At 40.6% G+C, this 16001-nt stretch carries 15 protein-coding genes; 9 read left to right on the top strand and 6 right to left on the bottom strand.

Annotation, left to right across the window (positions count from 1 at the left end):
• Positions 1–41 precede the first annotated feature (41 nt).
• Complete coding sequence (locus tag H5200_RS12405; RefSeq protein WP_182761603.1) at positions 42–2762, bottom strand: insulinase family protein; 2721 nt, start codon at positions 2760–2762, stop codon at positions 42–44.
• Positions 2763–2942: 180 nt separating this feature from the next.
• Between H5200_RS12405 and sixA the strand changes: the two genes are divergently transcribed.
• The 4 genes from sixA to H5200_RS12385 all read left to right on the top strand — a co-directional run bounded on the left by sixA (position 2943) and on the right by H5200_RS12385 (position 5063).
• Positions 2943–3419, top strand: a complete 477-nt coding sequence (sixA, locus tag H5200_RS12400; RefSeq protein ID WP_179959228.1) for a phosphohistidine phosphatase SixA — start codon at positions 2943–2945, stop codon at positions 3417–3419.
• A 74-nt stretch (positions 3420–3493) separates the two neighbouring features.
• Positions 3494–3844 (top strand): RidA family protein, encoded by a 351-nt coding sequence (locus tag H5200_RS12395; protein ID WP_149983028.1) that lies wholly within the window; start codon positions 3494–3496, stop codon positions 3842–3844.
• On the top strand, positions 3825–4316 hold the full coding sequence (locus H5200_RS12390) for an ASCH domain-containing protein (RefSeq protein WP_182761602.1): 492 nt from the start codon (positions 3825–3827) through the stop codon (positions 4314–4316). Before H5200_RS12395 ends, H5200_RS12390 begins: the two co-directional genes overlap by 20 nt.
• A gap of 9 nt (positions 4317–4325) precedes the next feature.
• Positions 4326–5063 carry an SDR family oxidoreductase gene (locus H5200_RS12385; protein ID WP_182761601.1) on the top strand — a complete coding sequence of 246 codons (738 nt, stop codon included), beginning with the start codon at positions 4326–4328 and terminating at the stop codon, positions 5061–5063.
• 3 nt (positions 5064–5066) lie between these two features.
• Here the strand turns inward: H5200_RS12385 and H5200_RS12380 are convergent, their stop codons facing one another.
• Positions 5067–5990, bottom strand: coding sequence for an AEC family transporter (locus H5200_RS12380; protein WP_182761600.1), 924 nt, complete (start codon positions 5988–5990; stop codon positions 5067–5069).
• A 36-nt stretch (positions 5991–6026) separates the two neighbouring features.
• On the bottom strand, positions 6027–6584 hold the full coding sequence (smrB, locus tag H5200_RS12375; protein ID WP_145240381.1) for an endonuclease SmrB: 558 nt from the start codon (positions 6582–6584) through the stop codon (positions 6027–6029).
• Positions 6585–6731: 147 nt separating this feature from the next.
• Between smrB and prmB the strand changes: the two genes are divergently transcribed.
• Positions 6732–7667, top strand: coding sequence for a 50S ribosomal protein L3 N(5)-glutamine methyltransferase (gene prmB / locus H5200_RS12370; RefSeq protein ID WP_145240383.1), 936 nt, complete (start codon positions 6732–6734; stop codon positions 7665–7667).
• 67 nt (positions 7668–7734) lie between these two features.
• A complete protein-coding gene (gene aroC, locus H5200_RS12365; protein WP_145240385.1) occupies positions 7735–8832 on the top strand; it encodes a chorismate synthase in 1098 nt (365 codons plus the stop codon).
• 81 nt (positions 8833–8913) lie between these two features.
• Here the strand turns inward: aroC and H5200_RS12360 are convergent, their stop codons facing one another.
• Positions 8914–10923 (bottom strand): fused MFS/spermidine synthase, encoded by a 2010-nt coding sequence (locus H5200_RS12360; RefSeq protein WP_182761599.1) that lies wholly within the window; start codon positions 10921–10923, stop codon positions 8914–8916.
• 128 nt (positions 10924–11051) lie between these two features.
• Between H5200_RS12360 and H5200_RS12355 the strand changes: the two genes are divergently transcribed.
• Positions 11052–13061 (top strand): winged helix-turn-helix domain-containing protein, encoded by a 2010-nt coding sequence (locus tag H5200_RS12355; protein ID WP_182761598.1) that lies wholly within the window; start codon positions 11052–11054, stop codon positions 13059–13061.
• Between the two features lie 17 nt (positions 13062–13078).
• Here the strand turns inward: H5200_RS12355 and H5200_RS12350 are convergent, their stop codons facing one another.
• Positions 13079–13924, bottom strand: a complete 846-nt coding sequence (locus tag H5200_RS12350) for a LysR family transcriptional regulator (protein ID WP_182761597.1) — start codon at positions 13922–13924, stop codon at positions 13079–13081.
• 109 nt (positions 13925–14033) lie between these two features.
• Here H5200_RS12350 and H5200_RS12345 point away from each other — a divergent pair, with 109 nt between their 5' ends.
• Both H5200_RS12345 and H5200_RS12340 read left to right on the top strand, forming a co-directional pair.
• Positions 14034–14684, top strand: coding sequence for a glutathione S-transferase family protein (locus H5200_RS12345; protein ID WP_145240393.1), 651 nt, complete (start codon positions 14034–14036; stop codon positions 14682–14684).
• A 34-nt stretch (positions 14685–14718) separates the two neighbouring features.
• On the top strand, positions 14719–15072 hold the full coding sequence (locus H5200_RS12340) for a DUF4112 domain-containing protein (protein WP_145240395.1): 354 nt from the start codon (positions 14719–14721) through the stop codon (positions 15070–15072).
• 13 nt (positions 15073–15085) lie between these two features.
• Here the strand turns inward: H5200_RS12340 and H5200_RS12335 are convergent, their stop codons facing one another.
• Positions 15086–15685, bottom strand: coding sequence for a DUF1045 domain-containing protein (locus tag H5200_RS12335; protein WP_310736561.1), 600 nt, complete (start codon positions 15683–15685; stop codon positions 15086–15088).
• Between the last annotated feature and the right edge of the window lie 316 nt (positions 15686–16001).

Here is a 16001-nt window from a genome sequence, read left to right as displayed (position 1 = left end):
GTATTTTGCACTTGATAATCTAATTGAAGCACGGTGTTGTGTCAAAGAGAATGAGAAGAAATCAGCTTTTTTGTCGTTTTGTTTGTTTTAGGTACGCTTAGTAGCTCATATCTTGGTCTATGTTCTGCAAATGTCTCGCGAATATAAGTAACTATCTGCGCAAGACTAAGGTTTTCCAATGCTTCTAACAATTTTTGTTGCATATGAAAGTGATGATCTTGATTACCAATGGCAAGCCACAAGCGTTGTGAACGCAGCCGGAGGTTTTTATCTTTTTCGGCGATGTGGGTGGTTAAGCCATGTTTTTGTTGCTGCCATTGCTCTTCATTTAATTGCTCTAATGAAGCAAGGAATTGCTCAAGAAACGCATTATGACGCTCAAAAATCGCGGTTGCACTGTAGTTAGGTGACTGCACGTAGAAGGCGATGCCCGCACGAGTATTAAAGGGCGCATAACCTGCGCCCACTAGGTAGCCTAACTGTTGTTTGGTACGAAGTTCATTAAAGTAATCTTGATTAATAAGATGGTTTAGCGCCATCATTTTTACTTTTTCAACAACGTCATCGGTTTGTGCTTGGTAATAAATAACCATCGCATGATCGCTACAATTTAGGGTCAGTTGCGAGCGGGTTATTTTGTCTATTTCAAATAACGGTCGCGTCAAATCTTCGATAGTCGCTGATTTGGCTAAGTGGTGAGCCACTTTCTTTTGAAACTCTATCGCATCACTTTCGCGCCAATTACCATGTAAAAATGATTCAACATGCAAGGCATTGAAAAATTCGCGACGAAAACAATTAAATTGATGAAAGCTGGTATCTTTAAGTGCAACAGCAAGTTGTTCTGGTTCTGGGTTCCACGGCATTATTTTAGCGCCAAGTACACTAAATAACTCGCCAACGGGTTTATTTTGATTACTGTTACGCCAATGACGGACTAACTGTTTTTTATACTCAGCAAAACGTTTGGCGCAAATATCGACATTGAATAAAGCTTCAAGTAACTCATCAACTAATTCTAATTGGCTCGATGAGAGCCCCGCAGTGTGCAAGGTTAAGCCACCTTGATGTGACGTTAAATGGTAACTTAAACCGGCTAGTTCTGCTGGGTAAAACTGCTCTGCAACACTGTCCATAAATAAATCCGCAAATAAGCGCGTCAGTGCCATATGCTTAATATCTTTAACGGCAAAATCTGAGTCCATTGCTAAATAAAAATGGCCTTTGGCAACTCGAAAAGTGTTGTCTTGCTTGAACCAAAAATCAAACCCCGGCTCTTTTACTAGTAGTTGTGGCTTTGACTGCGGTTGCTCAACATCGTACAGCGACACTTCCTTAGTCAAATAAGGGTTGGCAGTAGGCAGCAGCATTTCAGGTAATGGGGTATTAATCTCACATAATGCTTCAAGCCAACAGCTAGAAATACTTTCGATCCGATAGGGCGTGTGATACCACTGAGTGGTATGCTCAGGTTCAACATCAGGATGGATCAACACCAAGCGCATATTATGCGGCGTTAACCATTGCATTGCAGTTTCATGAGCCGTTTGATTAAAACCATCCATGAGATAGTCACCTTGCACATAATTGGCTTCATCGTAGTGTTGCATGTTGATGCTTAAATTACTGACCCAATCGATTAAGCGGGCTTTTTCTTGGTTATCAAAGGCGATTTGTAATAGATTTTTTTTATCTTGATATAAGCGCGGTAATTTATCGATGTTTTGATTAATTAAACAAATATATTCAAACACCATTTCAACGATGTCTTCATAGTATTCAATTCCTTCATCGGTCAGTGCCATGCTGATATTAAAATCTTTAAAGTTGCTACCGTTAATGCCACCTCCAGCAGAGAGGGCATTGATCCAACCTTGCGCTTTTAAAATAGAGTAAAGCGACCCTTGCCCTTCATACCCTAATAAATGCGCAATAAAACTAACGGTTTTATGGCGATAAAAATCATCAATATTAGGCATCGCAAAACTTACTATGAGTTTTTGCATATGCTTATGCGGTTCTATATGCAGTACTTTGCAAAGATCTTGCGCGCGATAAAGTGATGCCTCAATGACGGGTTTTGGTTGCTGCTGACCTTTAATATCATTAAATAATGTAGTTACCCATTGCACCATAGTGTCAATTTCTGCATCAGCGCAGATCACTAGGCTCATCCACTGGGCTTGATAATGGGTGTTAAAAAAATCTCGCAATTCTTTGCTTACACAGCCATTACGATCCGCTAAGGTTTGCTGATTACCCACTGAAAATTTAGCAAATGGATGAGCAGGATTAACGGTTTCTTTGTGTGCTTGATAGATGCGTCGGCCATCGTCTTTTATTTTTAATTTAAACTCTGCATCAATGGCATTACGTTCTTTTTCAGTTTCGCCAGGGTTGAGAGAAGGTGCAATAAAAAACCGGCTAAATTGGCTCAGTGCTTGTGCAAACTCTTGATTGTTAATATCGAAGAAATAACACGTGTGCTCGGTGCCGGTCCATGCGTTGGTGTTGCCACCGGATTGGGAAACAAAATTACCAAACCCGCCGGATTCCGGAAATTGGTCTGTGCCTAAAAAAAGCATATGCTCTAAAAAGTGTGCGAGCCCTTGTCTATCAACAGGATCGTCAAAGTGACCAGCATTCACGGCCATCGATGCAGCGGCTTTAGTTGAATCTTTATCTTGCACTAACAGGACTTTTAGACCATTGTCCAGTGTGAGGGCACGGTATGTTCTGTTATCATTGCGGCTGATATTCAAATGATGCTCCTGAAACGTTAAGTTTACTCGTTAACAACAATGATAACTTCAGGGCTGCGATTAAATTGCTTGGCGATTTTTACCTGAATATCATAAGCGAAATGTGTGACGTTGTTTTAATATAGCGGACAAACAGGCAAACTGGCTACTGTTTTATATTCTTTAATCGGTTGATTTTTTATGAAAACAATCTTAATAATGCGCCACGGCGAAGCAACACCGATGCAAGCTGACGATGCAAGTAGAAATTTGACCTCGGTTGGCCAACAACAGGCCGAAAAAATGGGTTTATGGTTGCAAGCAACGCATACCCCAACGGCATTGTTAGTAAGCCCTTACATTCGTGCTCAGCAAACAGCGGAAGGAGTAAAAAAGCATAACGCTTTTTTATTCGAAGAAACTTGCAGCGATATAATCCCTGAAGGCAATCCACAAATTGCCGCCGATTATCTAGAAACTCTCATCGCGATGCATCCACAATGCGATACCTGGTTGGTCGTAGCTCACATGCCAATAGTTAGTTATTTAGTTGACCAATTGAGTGCTGGGAATATGCCGATATTTAACACTGGAGCGGTTGCCGTATTGAGTTACGATGAAAGTCGCCATAAAAGCCAATACCTCAGTATTCATGCACCTAATAACGTAGCAGTTTAGCCTCATACCCAAACCTTGCGTTCCTTTTTAAATTTGCTAAATTAGCGACACACTAATTTAGCAAAGACAATTTTATGACAATTGAACGTATTCAAACCGCAACTCGCATGAGTCGTATCGTTAAGCACAATGGTACGGTGTACTTATGTGGCCAAGTATGTGCTGACGCAGAGCAGGGCATCACCGAACAAACGCAAACTATGCTTGATAAAGTTGAGTTACTTTTGAATGAGGCTGGAAGTTCAAAAGAGCATATGCTCAGCGCCACTATTTATGTAAAAAGCATGGATTACTTTGCCGATATGAATGCGGTTTGGGATGCGTGGGTACCAGCAGGTCATGCGCCCGCACGTGCCTGCGTGGAAGCTAAAATGGCCCGCGATGCTTTGTTAGTTGAGATTTCAGTTGTTGCTGCAATCAAGTAACCCCCAAGCAATTGAACGACTTATAAATGAATTTAATTACGCCTACAGTCGTTCAATCACAAAGCTCCCGGTTTGGCACTTTTGTGATAATCAAATTGATGCCGATGAATGTGCAGCACTGGTTTTAAAGGGCATAAAGCAAGCAACTACAACATCACTTTATTGGTTTGAGCATAGTAAAGAAGCGCTTCCCAAAGTAGGTGATTTAGCCATTTTCACTAACTGGCATGGTGAGCCTTTAGGGATTATTGAAACAACGAATGTCGCAATCGTGCCTTACAACGAAATAACCGCTGAATATGCGGCGTTAGAAGGTGAAGGAGATAAAAGTCTTCACTATTGGCGAAAAGTGCACTGGACGTATTATCAGCGGGAACTTGCCGAAACTAAATTTGAACGTAGTAATATGATGCCCTTAGTTTGTGAACAATTTAAATTGGTTTATGTGGCGTATATTATTTTGTATAGATAAGGACAGACAATGAAATCTAACCCAGTAGTACTTATAACCGGAGCAAGCCGAGGAATTGGTGCTGCAACCGCAATTTATTTTGCTCGTCACGGTTATGATGTTTGTATTAATTATAAAACGGATCAACACAGCGCAGAAAAAATAGCAGATCAAGCACGCGGCTTTGCTGTAAAAGCCGAAATAGTGCAAGCCGATGTGTCTGATGAAACGCAAGTGCTGACCCTGTTTACAAAAGTAGATGAGTTATTTGGCAAATTAGATGTGCTTATAAATAATGCAGGTATTTTGAAACCGCAAATGCCATTACTTGAGATGGGAGCCTCGCGTATAAATGAAGTGCTAACCACCAATGTAACAAGCGCTTTTTTATGTGCCCGTGAAGCGATTAAGCGAATGCCCAGTGGCGGCAGTATAGTTAATGTATCATCGGCAGCGGCTAAAACCGGTTCACCAAATGAATATATTGATTATGCCGCATCTAAAGGAGCAATGGACACGTTAACCATTGGTTTAGCCAAAGAAGTAGCCAAGTTAGGTATTCGTGTTAACTCAGTGCGCCCAGGATTAATTTACACCGATATGCACCGCGATGGTGGTGAAGTAAATCGGGTGGAGCGTCTTAAAGACAAGCTGCCATTGGGTCGAGGTGGACAACCTGAGGAAGTTGCCGCTGCAATTTACTTTTTAGCCTCTGAGCAGGCATCGTTTACCACAGGTAGCTTTGTTGATGTAGCTGGCGGTTTGTAAAGGTTAAAGCAATACCGATAACCAAAAACTAAAGCTAATCACACTTAAAACCGTTGACAGTACAACTGCACCGGCTAATGTCACCTGATGTTGACCTATTTGACTGGCAATAAGGTAAGCATTTACACCAACAGGAGAGGCGCTTAATAGCACTAACACGTTCATAATCTCTCTATCTAATTCAAATGCGTATGCACCGATTAAAAATACCCCAGCAGGAAGTAACAAAATCTTCATTAACGAGGCGATTAATGCGGGTTGCCAGTTAGCTGCAATTTTGTAAAACGCTAAGTTGGCGCCTAATACAAATAACGCGCAGGCAATGGCGGGGGTCGCTAAAAGCTCTAAACTCTTTGCTAGGTTATCAAACAAAACAATGCCGCTGACATTTAATATTAGCCCGCAGCCGATGCTCAATACAATCGGATTCAGTACCATGCTCTTAGCAAAACTTGACCATGAAAATGCGTGTTCGCTGCCCTTTGCGCCGATTAAATAGGTGAGTGCAAACAGCAATGTGCTATGAAAGGTAATGATCATAAAAGCGATGGCGATCATTTCTTTGCCAAGGGATGCGATGATGATAGGAATGCCCACCAACACCATGTTTGAGTAACTCGACGCTAAGCCAAATACACTGTGTTGTTGATAATTTTTTTGCTTAGCTAAATAACAGCGGTCAACCAAAATACCTAAGGCAAATACGCTCAGTACAGGAATATAAAAACTCAGAAAGGCCGATAAACTAATACTTTGCTGTAAATCGATTTGCGACATATTTAAAAATAAAAATGCTGGCAGGCTAATGTAAAAAGTAAACTTACTTAGCCCTGCAATGTGTTGCTGTTCAAAAAACTTTAATTTACAACAACTAAAACCAAGCGCAACAATGAAAATCAGCGGAAAGATGATAGAGAAAATATGCACTGCACTGTTGCCTTGAAATAGGGATAACGTTAACGCTTAGCGTCTAAATTCATCACTTTGTGGTAAGTTTATTAAAATAAGTACTGCACCTTTACCACCGTATTCAAGTGGCGCTTGGTGTATTGCTATGACATCTGGATGCTGTACTAAATATTGCGGCACTTTGTGTCTGAGTATATGTCCACCAATACCATGTACTACACACGCACAGTAGTAATGCTTCTTTTTGCACTCATGGATCAGTCCTGCGAGTTCATCTTTTGCCAACTCCTTATTTAAACCATGTAAATCAAGGGTTAAATCAGGTACAAAGTCACCTCGGCGTAACTGCTTTGCTAAAAAACGATCTTGACCGTCTTGCACATAATTAACCGTTCCGTTGGTATCAATATCTGGCACATATTCATCAGAAAAGAAAAATTCTGCCTGATGTTGCTTTTTTTGCTGGGCAAACAGCTTAGCTTGTGAGATTTTAGGTTTGTTAGCAAAGCGATGCGTGTCTTGTTTAAATACACGGGCACCATTAATACTTTGACGAAACATATCGATGTCGTCAGGGCTAATATCTGCGTTTGAGAGAGGATCTTTTTTCATAGCGGCAGTCTAAACAAAAAAACGCTAGAAATCGAGTGAAAACAGAGTAAAAACTGTGTAAAAAAGCGTTACAATAGGGCAATCATGGGGCCTTAATTGCGCCTCGATTGAATTGATATTTTCTAAAGCAGCAGGTAGATAACGAATATGAGCGAATTATTAATAGAAGAAGCAACCTTAGATGAAGCTGTAGCAGAACTGTCAACGTTACACGATTGGCTACGGTGGACCACGAGTCAATTTGCCAGCAGTGGTATTTTCTTTGGTCATGGAACTGATAACGCATGGGATGAAGCAGTCAACTTGTTACTGCCCGCGTTAAGCTTACCCATTGATGCACCAAAAGAATTAATGCATGCCCGGTTAACTAGCACCGAAAAAAACCGCCTTGCGGGATTAATTGCAGAACGTATAAATGATTTCACGCCAGTACCTTATCTGACTAATATTGCATGGTTTGCTAATATGCCATTTTATGTCGATGAGCGCGTATTGATCCCACGTTCACCTTTTGCAGAGTTAATACATAATCGCTTTTCACCTTGGCTAGCTGAGCCTGAATCGGTAAATCGTATTTTAGATTTATGTACCGGTTCTGGTTGTATCGCGATTGCATTAGCACAAACTTTTGCAGAAGCGCAGGTTGATGCCGTTGATATTTCTTATGAAGCACTCGAAGTTGCTGATATCAATATCACAGATTATCAGTTAAGTGACCGTGTATTACCTATTCAATCCGACGTATTCAGCGGTGTACCAGGGCAGAAATATGACCTGATCGTGGCAAACCCTCCGTATGTAGACGCCGAAGATATGGCTGATTTACCGCGTGAGTTCCACCATGAGCCAGAGCTTGGCTTGGCATCAGGCCATGATGGTCTTGATGTAACCCGTACTATTTTGAGTGAAGCGGCCGATCATCTAACTGACAACGGTTTGTTATTTGTCGAAGTTGGTAATTCTATGGTACACATGGATGCTCTTTATCCAAATGCGCCTTTTGAATGGGTTGAGTTTGAGCAAGGTGGATTTGGCGTATTTGTGATCAGCAAAAAACAACTCGTTGCATATTTCGCAGACTGATCACCACAAAAATCAAAGCCGAGCCTCAGGCTCGGTACTTAGTAGTCATTAGGAATGAGGAAAGTTAATGGCAGGTAATAGCATAGGGCAGTTATTTAAAGTGTCCACCTTTGGCGAAAGCCACGGCGTCGCCTTAGGCGGTGTTGTGGATGGCACGCCCGCAGGTCTTGAAATCACTGAGGCAGATTTACAAATCGATTTAGATCGTCGTAAGCCAGGGCAAAGCCGTTACACTACGCAGCGCCGTGAGAGCGATCAAATTAAAATTTTAGCGGGTGTTTTTGAAGGTAAAACCACCGGCACCAGTATTGGTTTATTAATTGAAAATACCGACCAACGTTCACAAGATTATGGCAAAATTAAAGACGTATTTCGCCCAGGTCATGGTGACTACACGTACTGGCATAAATACGGCCTACGCGATTATCGCGGTGGTGGCCGTTCATCTGCTCGCGAAACCGCTATTCGTGTTGCCGCAGGCGCTATTGCTAAAAAGTATCTAAAGCAATTTCATGGTATTGAAGTACGTGCGTGTTTGAGTCAACTTGGGCCAATTAAAGCTGAAAATTACGATTGGGATGAAGTTGAAAATAATCTTTTCTTTTTCCCAGATGCAAGCAAGTTAGACGCGCTTGACGACTATATGCGCGACCTTAAAAAACAAGGTGACTCAGTCGGCGCGAAGGTAAAAGTAGTGGCTAAGAATGTACCTGTTGGTTTAGGTGAGCCGGTATTTGACCGCCTTGATGCAGAACTTGCCCACTCACTGATGAGTATTAACGCAGTAAAAGGCGTTGAAATTGGCGACGGCTTTGATGTGGTTGAGCAAAAAGGCTCTGAGCATCGTGATGAGTTAACCCCTGATGGCTTTACCTCAAATCATGCCGGTGGGGTGCTTGCAGGTATCTCTACAGGGCAAGATATAATCGCGTCAATTGCACTCAAACCGACATCAAGTATTACGATCCCCGGTAATAGTATTAACACGAGTAATGAATCGGTTGAGATGATCACCAAAGGCCGTCACGACCCATGTGTTGGCATTCGTGCAATCCCGATTGCCGAGGCGATGATGGCCATTACTTTAATGGATCATTTACTACGTCAACGTGGTCAAAACCCGCATGTTCATCATGAGCATGGGCCAATAAATGGCTCTGTTTAGGGTTTAGTTAAAAGCATTTAGAATTATTTAAAAGCGCGATGTTAATCGCGCTTTTTTGTTGTGGTTATTTTAAGATAGACATCAAAGTTTCAGGAGCGGGATCAGGCTGTGTTTTTGATCTGTCCATTGCGCCAAATGTACTGTTGAATAAGGTGTTATCGGTGATAAGTCTGTCATGGCTATCGAATTTAAAAATGCTTGGTTATTCGTCATTACGACCCATTGTGAGCCTAACTGCGTACCGCTATAGTTAAATTTGATCAGAGATTTATCGAAGCGCTTACTGTGAGCTTGGAGCACTGGCATCAAATCAATATGATTATTGGATATATGGATAATTAATAAGCCGCCTTTTGTTAGTCGCTGCCAATATAACTGAAAAGCTTCCTCAGTCAGTAAATGGGTAGGAATAACATCACTTGAAAAAGCATCAATAATTAACGCATTCATTAACGGTGCATTATTTTTTTGCTCTTCAGTTAAGGTGATTCTGCCATCGCCAATAGCCACATCAATGCGTGCAGGACTATCTGTTAAATATGAAAAATAATTCATGGCCATGTTATAAACCGCAGGGTTAAGTTCATAAAAGCGGATTTTATCGAACTTATCGCCAAACTTTGCTAAAACTCCAGCACCTAAACCAATAATACCTATATTTAAATCTTGTTGCTTTTTTAATGCTGACAATGATTTAGCGATACCAGTATGGTGATGGTAATAGCTGTTTGTGAGTTCAGTTTGTTTATTAAGTGGCTGTGAGCCATGAATCGTTGTGCCATCGATTAGGCGTCGTTCAGCAAGATCAGACGTTGTAATGTCTTTGACAGTGACATAACCGTAAAAATTTCTCTCAGACGCTAAGTTGTATTGATTAAAATTAACAAAAAGATAGCTATATCCTGTGCCCCAAATAACCAGCGTAGCCAGTAAAGCTATTGTATAGCAAGAGGACGTTTTCGTCGTCTGGGTGAGTAGCGTGTATATAAATAATGAAAGCGCTACAGCTAACGCCACAATGAATTCTGTTATTTGTTCAAACAGTAGCGGTGCGACTAAGGCACTGAGTAAACTGCCGATCACTCCTCCTAAAGCGATATATAAATAAAATACAGTAAGCAGTGAGCCATCTGGCGCGAGTTTTCGAAGTTCACCATGACAGATCATACAAACAATGAATAAAATAAAGCTGTAGATCACCAGTTGAGCTAAAGCATTAAATTGGCTGCCAAGGAAAAACATCATCAGCCCTGCGAATGCGCTAAATATTAATAAGTACGTCCAATGGGCGCGATTATAGCTTTTTGCGGATGCAAACGCATAACTGAAGGTCAGCAAATATATTACCAATGGTAAAGCCCATATCAGAGGCATAGGCGGGATGTTGATGCTGATCATCTGAGTTGTCGCGATCAACATCATTGAACTGGTTGCTGAGAACACAATCCACAGCCAATTAGGTTTGACGAGCAAAGTCGTTTTTGACTTAGTAATAGCTTTATCAGCGATACTGCCATTACTAAATAATACATAAATTAGGCACAATAACAGTATGCAGTATGCAAATAACCCCACTGTCCAATAGCTCTTTTGCTCATCGATTGAAAATAAAACTTCAAAAATAAATGGGTAACTCAGCAAAGCAAGTAGTGAACCCAGATTCGAAAGCGAATACCATTGATAAGGTACAGTCATAGCGGTCGATTCAATATACCAGCGCTGCAATAGTACGCTGGTGGCACTTAGTAACATAAAGACTAAGCCAACCTGTAAAAACAATTTAGCAATCACTGACCACGCTGGTGTTAGTGATAAAAATAGACTGACTTCAATTGTGTTAAAAGTAATGATGCTCGATACAGCCACTAACAATGTGTGTATAAATAATTGTCGTTTGAGCTGATAACGGCTTAACAAATGAGCATATAAATAGCCGAGTAACAGCATGCTTTGATAAAAAAATAGGCTGGTTGACCAAACCGAAGCGCCACCGCCAAACTCGGGTAGTAGCTCTTTCGATAAGATAGGTTGAATTTGAAAGAGTAGAAACGCGCTCACAAAAATAATGAATGTCGATAATATCCGTTGCATCTTTTTTATTACTTAGTAAATGGTGCCTAACCATTAACTGAACTAATTAATGCGGCAATGTAATAACCCTTGAGTTTATCTTAAGAAAATCTTAATCTATGATTTGTATGAATTTATTGGAGTTGTAAGTGGGTAGGTTTCGAATCGGGAATTTTGACGTCGATGTTAGCCGTGGTAAAATTTCCTCAGCTGAAGGCGTACAAATTGTCGAACCTAAGGTTATGGATGTGCTCCAATTTTTGTACTCTCATAGGGGCAATGTGGTTAGCCAGGAAGAAATTTTTGCAGCTGTGTGGCCTAATTCAGTGTTTAGCCCAAGTAATGTGCAACGCAATATTGCACTGCTTAGGAAAGCATTAAATGAAGATTCTAAAAATCCACAATTCATCATTACCCACCCGAAACGGGGTTATTGCCTTGAGCTTAACGAACAAACACGTTCTCACTGTGTAAAGTGGCCGTTGTTGGCTTTTATCGCCGTGACAATTGTATGTTTGGTTGGTGGTTGGTTCGCATTTGCAACGCAGGTTGTTAAAACTGATTTCTCTGCGTTGGTGCCTGTAACATCAAATGAAGCCAATGAATCCTCTCAATCGCAATCTAATAACGGCAATTATTTAGCATTTGTTCGCGGTGACAATGATAATCAGCATATCTGGCTAAAAGAATTAACGACAGGTAAAGAGGTACAATTATCCCAGCACCCATCGACCTACTATAGTCTAGGCTGGAGTCCGGATAATCGCGCATTGGCTTTTATAGAAAAACAAAATGATGTTAGCCAATTAGCGTATTTTAATTTAGACATGATAACTCTAACGAGTTTAAATTACGCCAACGTACTGGAATTTAAAGAATATTTAGTTACCAGCCAGCAATTACAATGGACTAATAACAATCAGGTTTATTTTATTGAGCGACGAAAACATAAAAATGATACGCAGCTTTCGACCGTCAATATAGAAACTAAACAAAAACAGGTAATCAAAGCCTCAATGGGTCAAGACTGGTTAAAGTTACATGCGTTGTCGCCAGATCAAACGCAACTAGCGCTTGGTTATGAAGCAGGACAAAATAACTACCGTATTGAAATACTGAATTTAACGGATAATAGCAGTAAAACAATTGCCGTTATTGAAGATGGTATTCAGGGGCTTAGTTGGCACCCAAGTGGTGAATACTTGCTGATAAGCAACACAAGTAATCTATTACTTATTGATCGTCAGGGCAACTTAACTGATATCGCCTTTAATAATTATCAAGTTATTCGAGATGCTGCATTCACGCCATCTGGTGAGGAGATATTGATGGAGCTTGTAAATATTGATGTTGATATTTTGCGTGCAACTAGTGCAACTAGTGCAACACCTCAGCAGTATGAAAAGCTTGTCGATACCTCGTCGGTTGATTTTTTACCGGTGTTCTCACCTGATTCAACTAAGTTTGTCTTTGAATCCCATCGTTTTGGTTTAAAACAGCTATTTTTATATGAGCAAGGTAAACAAACGCTGATTTTTGCAAACCTTAATAATGAAGAACTGTTTGGGGTTGTTTGGTCAAAAAATGGCGAAGAAGTGATCACCGCAAGCAAAGATAAACTGTTTCGAATTGATTTAAAAAGTGGCGATTATCAAGAAATAGCCCACCATCATCATTCGTTTTATCTCAGAGAGAAGTTTTATAATGAAGATGCGATCTTGGTTTCATATCGCGCTGACGATGGCGTTACATTTCACCCAGCAAAATTAGACATGCAAACATTAAGTTTATCGCCATTCACTGGCCAAGGAGAGCGGCTGGCTTGTTATGCAATGGCTTTAGACAAACACGATCAGATTTATTTTTCAAATAACAAACAGGTATTTCGACTCGATCAAGATGGCAATTTTGCTCAAGTATGGCACGCAGATGATAGTGATATTATTGGTCTGGCGGTCGATGAGCAAACGTTGAGTATTACCTTAGAGCAAGAAGATGGTTATGAGCTTAATATGCTTGATTTACAAAGCGCTCACTCAGAAATACGCCATATTGCGAACGAGAAAGGCAATATGTTAATTAATGCTTCACACGATAATACGCAACTTTTATATCTTACTGAGCCAAAGCGAAAACGCACCTTAGTAAGGCTGCGATAGTCTTTAAAACCCAAGATTCACAAGGTAAGTGCATAGTCTGCTGCTATTAGCTTTACTAACTCTCGTTTTATCGGGTTATGAGCGTGGTTAGCGTGTAATAGCACGATATCAATAACGGGCAAGGGCGGCAGAGTTGAGTCAGTAACCGTCACCAGCTCCTGAGTGTTACTTACCTCAGCCATCACACCAACGGCTAGATTGGCTTTTACTAATGCTGTGAGCGCACTGAGCGAGCCGCAGCAAGCAACAATGTTAAATGGGCGTTCAGCCTTTAGTAACCCTTCAATAGCCGCTTGATGAAATTTACAATCTCGTTGAAATATTGCAACCGGCAGGGTCATAGCGGATTGATAGTTAAATTCGGCACTTTTAACCCACACACCTTTGCTTGATTGTAAAAAATAACCTTCTTCAGAGCTGGGCGAGCGCGTCGCAATCACCATGTCTAGCAAGCCTTGATCTAGCTGTGTTTTGAGCTGGTTGGTCGGCGCGCAACTGATTTGTAAATCAAGTTGCGGTATATGTTTATGTAATAAAGCCACAACTTTAGGTAATACTGTGCCTGCATAATCGTCAGGACATGCTAAGCGCACGCGAGTTTGCCCACCACCGGTTTTAAGTTGTTTATAGGCTTCATCATGCAGTGCTAATAATTGTTTTGCGTAGCTGGCTAAGTGAACGCCACTTGACGATAGTACAAGCTGCCTGCCTTGTTTGATAAATAATGGATTACCCAGCTCTTGTTCGAGCTTTTTCATTTGCATGCTCACTGCCGATTGGGTGCGGCATACTTGTTGAGCAGCGCGAGTAAAGCTGCCCGTTTCAACAAAAGCGCAAAAAGTACGTAGGGCGTCTAAATCCATATTTAACTCATCTATCAATTTTATTTATGTATTGTATAAAAACTATTGGTAAGTAATTAATTTACTACTGCTCTATATTAGGGATATTAAACACTACTAAGGAATGCAAATGCAATTATTTATCGGTAATAAAAACTATTCGACATGGTCGCTTAGAGCATGGTATTTAATGAGTAAATTCAATGTTATTTTTACTGAGAAACAACTCGTATTAGACACCCCTGAGTTTTATGAAACGCTTAAAAACAGTTTTGCAGTACAGAAAGTACCCGCCTTAGTCGATGGCGACTTGCAGGTATGGGATTCATTGGCAATTTGTGAATACATCAATGATGCTTATTTATCAAATACAGCTTGGCCTATTGATACTGCGCAGCGAGCGACAGCCCGCAGTTTAAGCGCTGAAATGCATACCGGCTTTATGGCGCTGCGTAATGAAATGCCAATGAATATTCGTGCAACTCGCCTAATTGAGTTATCTGCGGCGGCTAAAAAAGACATTAGCCGCATTGATGAAATATTCAGCCAGCAACAACGTAGTTACCCAAATGCGTGGTTGTTTGGTGAGTTTAGTATCGCAGATGCTATGTATGCGCCTGTAGTACTTAGGTTAAAAACCTACCAAATTTCACTTTCAGCTTTGGCGGAGCATTATTGTCAGCATGTTTTAAGTTGCCCTACATTACAACAGTGGATCACCGAAGCGCTAAAAGAAACTGATATTGTTGCTTGCGATGAAGCAGGGGTTGATGTTACTTAAAGTAACTTGCCAAGCGATAAGGTTATGAGGACGTATGGAACAGATTAAGCTATCACACCAAGATACATTAAAGCGGCTAGAAAGGTTTAGTCGCTTTACCGACAGCAGTATTGGCATTCCTTTTACTCGGTTTAAGTTTGGCGTAGAGGCACTGATCGGTATTCTGCCTGGTATTGGAGATCTAGCTGGGCTAATTTTATCTAGCTATATTCTATTTGAAGCCCAGCGTCTAGGAGTTAGTAAGCGTATAAAATTACGTATCGTAATAAATATGTTGATTGATTTTTTTGGTGGCCTAATTCCGCTTGTCGGTGATATTTTTGACGCTTACTTTAAAGCAAATACCCGCAATACCCGTCTACTGAAACGCTACTTAGTAAAACAATAACGATAAAAATAAGTTAGTTTTTATCGTTATTAAAAAAGTATTCTGCAATCACTTGTTTCTGTTGGCCAAACGGGTCTGAAATGCCAATCCCAATGCCGATTATTTTACCCTGCGCTTCAGGCGGGTGGGCTTGCATTTGTTTATTTAAAATAACGAGCTTAGGGCTTTTCTCGTTAGCTAATAATGTTAAATGCGGCTGAAAGTTCTGAAATACATTGGGGCTACCATAGCGCTCAAATGCCGTTAATTTGTTGGGGTAGTTTTTAACCCAGCTAGGGATTGTGGCATTTGTATCGCGTAATGGCTCAATCGCCATTGTTACTTCATCTGCTAGCCTTTGCAGCTTAGGCGAATACTGTAAGTTAATAAATGCCCAATTACTTTGCGTAACACTAAAACCTTGCGCTGTTATAGCAAACTCTTGATGTTGCTCGGTGATACTTTTTACAGCACGTTTAATGTCTTCTTCTGAGCCTTCAACAAAGTCAGTTAAATACAAAGTAGCGTGCACTGGCTTACCTTTTTCATAAAAACTCATGATCCCTTCTTTTTTTAATGCATCACTAGTTTGCTCAACTAAGTTAATGATTGACTTGGAAGGGATTGCAAACACATTGATGCTGACACTTTTTGCAAATGAGGGCAGGGGGATACTTATCAGCGTAATTAAAGTAACAACTAAAAGCTTCGGTCGTTTTATAAAAAGTAATTTGAACATGGGTTTATAATTTTATTCTTAAATTCGGATAGTAAGTGTAAAGAGGATAAGGGTTATTACTTGAACAGTAAATAAAAGGAGCTAGATTGCAGCGAATACATATTTTTGGCTTAGCTAAATTTGCAAAGTAAAGGCAAGACAATAACGCATGGCTGCTTAGTCGTTATCAACTTTTACATTCTTGCTAAAAGCCCGTACAATTCGCCTCGAT

This window comes from Pseudoalteromonas sp. SG43-7 (assembly GCF_014164295.1).
In the GTDB taxonomy this organism is placed as follows: domain Bacteria; phylum Pseudomonadota; class Gammaproteobacteria; order Enterobacterales; family Alteromonadaceae; genus Pseudoalteromonas; species Pseudoalteromonas rhizosphaerae.
The sequence above is the reverse complement of the archived record's forward strand: the minus strand, read 5'-3'. Positions and strand labels throughout refer to the sequence as shown.

Bases quoted from the DNA above. Each gene is read 5' to 3' on its own strand.
- sixA (WP_179959228.1), top strand. From the start codon at position 2,943: ATGAAAACAATCTTAATAATGCGCCACGGCGAAGCAACACCGATGCAA.
- H5200_RS12395 (WP_149983028.1), top strand. From the start codon at position 3,494: ATGACAATTGAACGTATTCAAACCGCAACTCGCATGAGTCGTATCGTT.
- H5200_RS12385 (WP_182761601.1), top strand. From the start codon at position 4,326: ATGAAATCTAACCCAGTAGTACTTATAACCGGAGCAAGCCGAGGAATT.
- smrB (WP_145240381.1), bottom strand. From the start codon at position 6,584: ATGAAAAAAGATCCTCTCTCAAACGCAGATATTAGCCCTGACGACATC.
- prmB (WP_145240383.1), top strand. From the start codon at position 6,732: ATGAGCGAATTATTAATAGAAGAAGCAACCTTAGATGAAGCTGTAGCA.
- aroC (WP_145240385.1), top strand. From the start codon at position 7,735: ATGGCAGGTAATAGCATAGGGCAGTTATTTAAAGTGTCCACCTTTGGC.
- H5200_RS12360 (WP_182761599.1), bottom strand. From the start codon at position 10,923: ATGCAACGGATATTATCGACATTCATTATTTTTGTGAGCGCGTTTCTA.
- H5200_RS12350 (WP_182761597.1), bottom strand. From the start codon at position 13,924: ATGGATTTAGACGCCCTACGTACTTTTTGCGCTTTTGTTGAAACGGGC.
- H5200_RS12345 (WP_145240393.1), top strand. From the start codon at position 14,034: ATGCAATTATTTATCGGTAATAAAAACTATTCGACATGGTCGCTTAGA.
- H5200_RS12340 (WP_145240395.1), top strand. From the start codon at position 14,719: ATGGAACAGATTAAGCTATCACACCAAGATACATTAAAGCGGCTAGAA.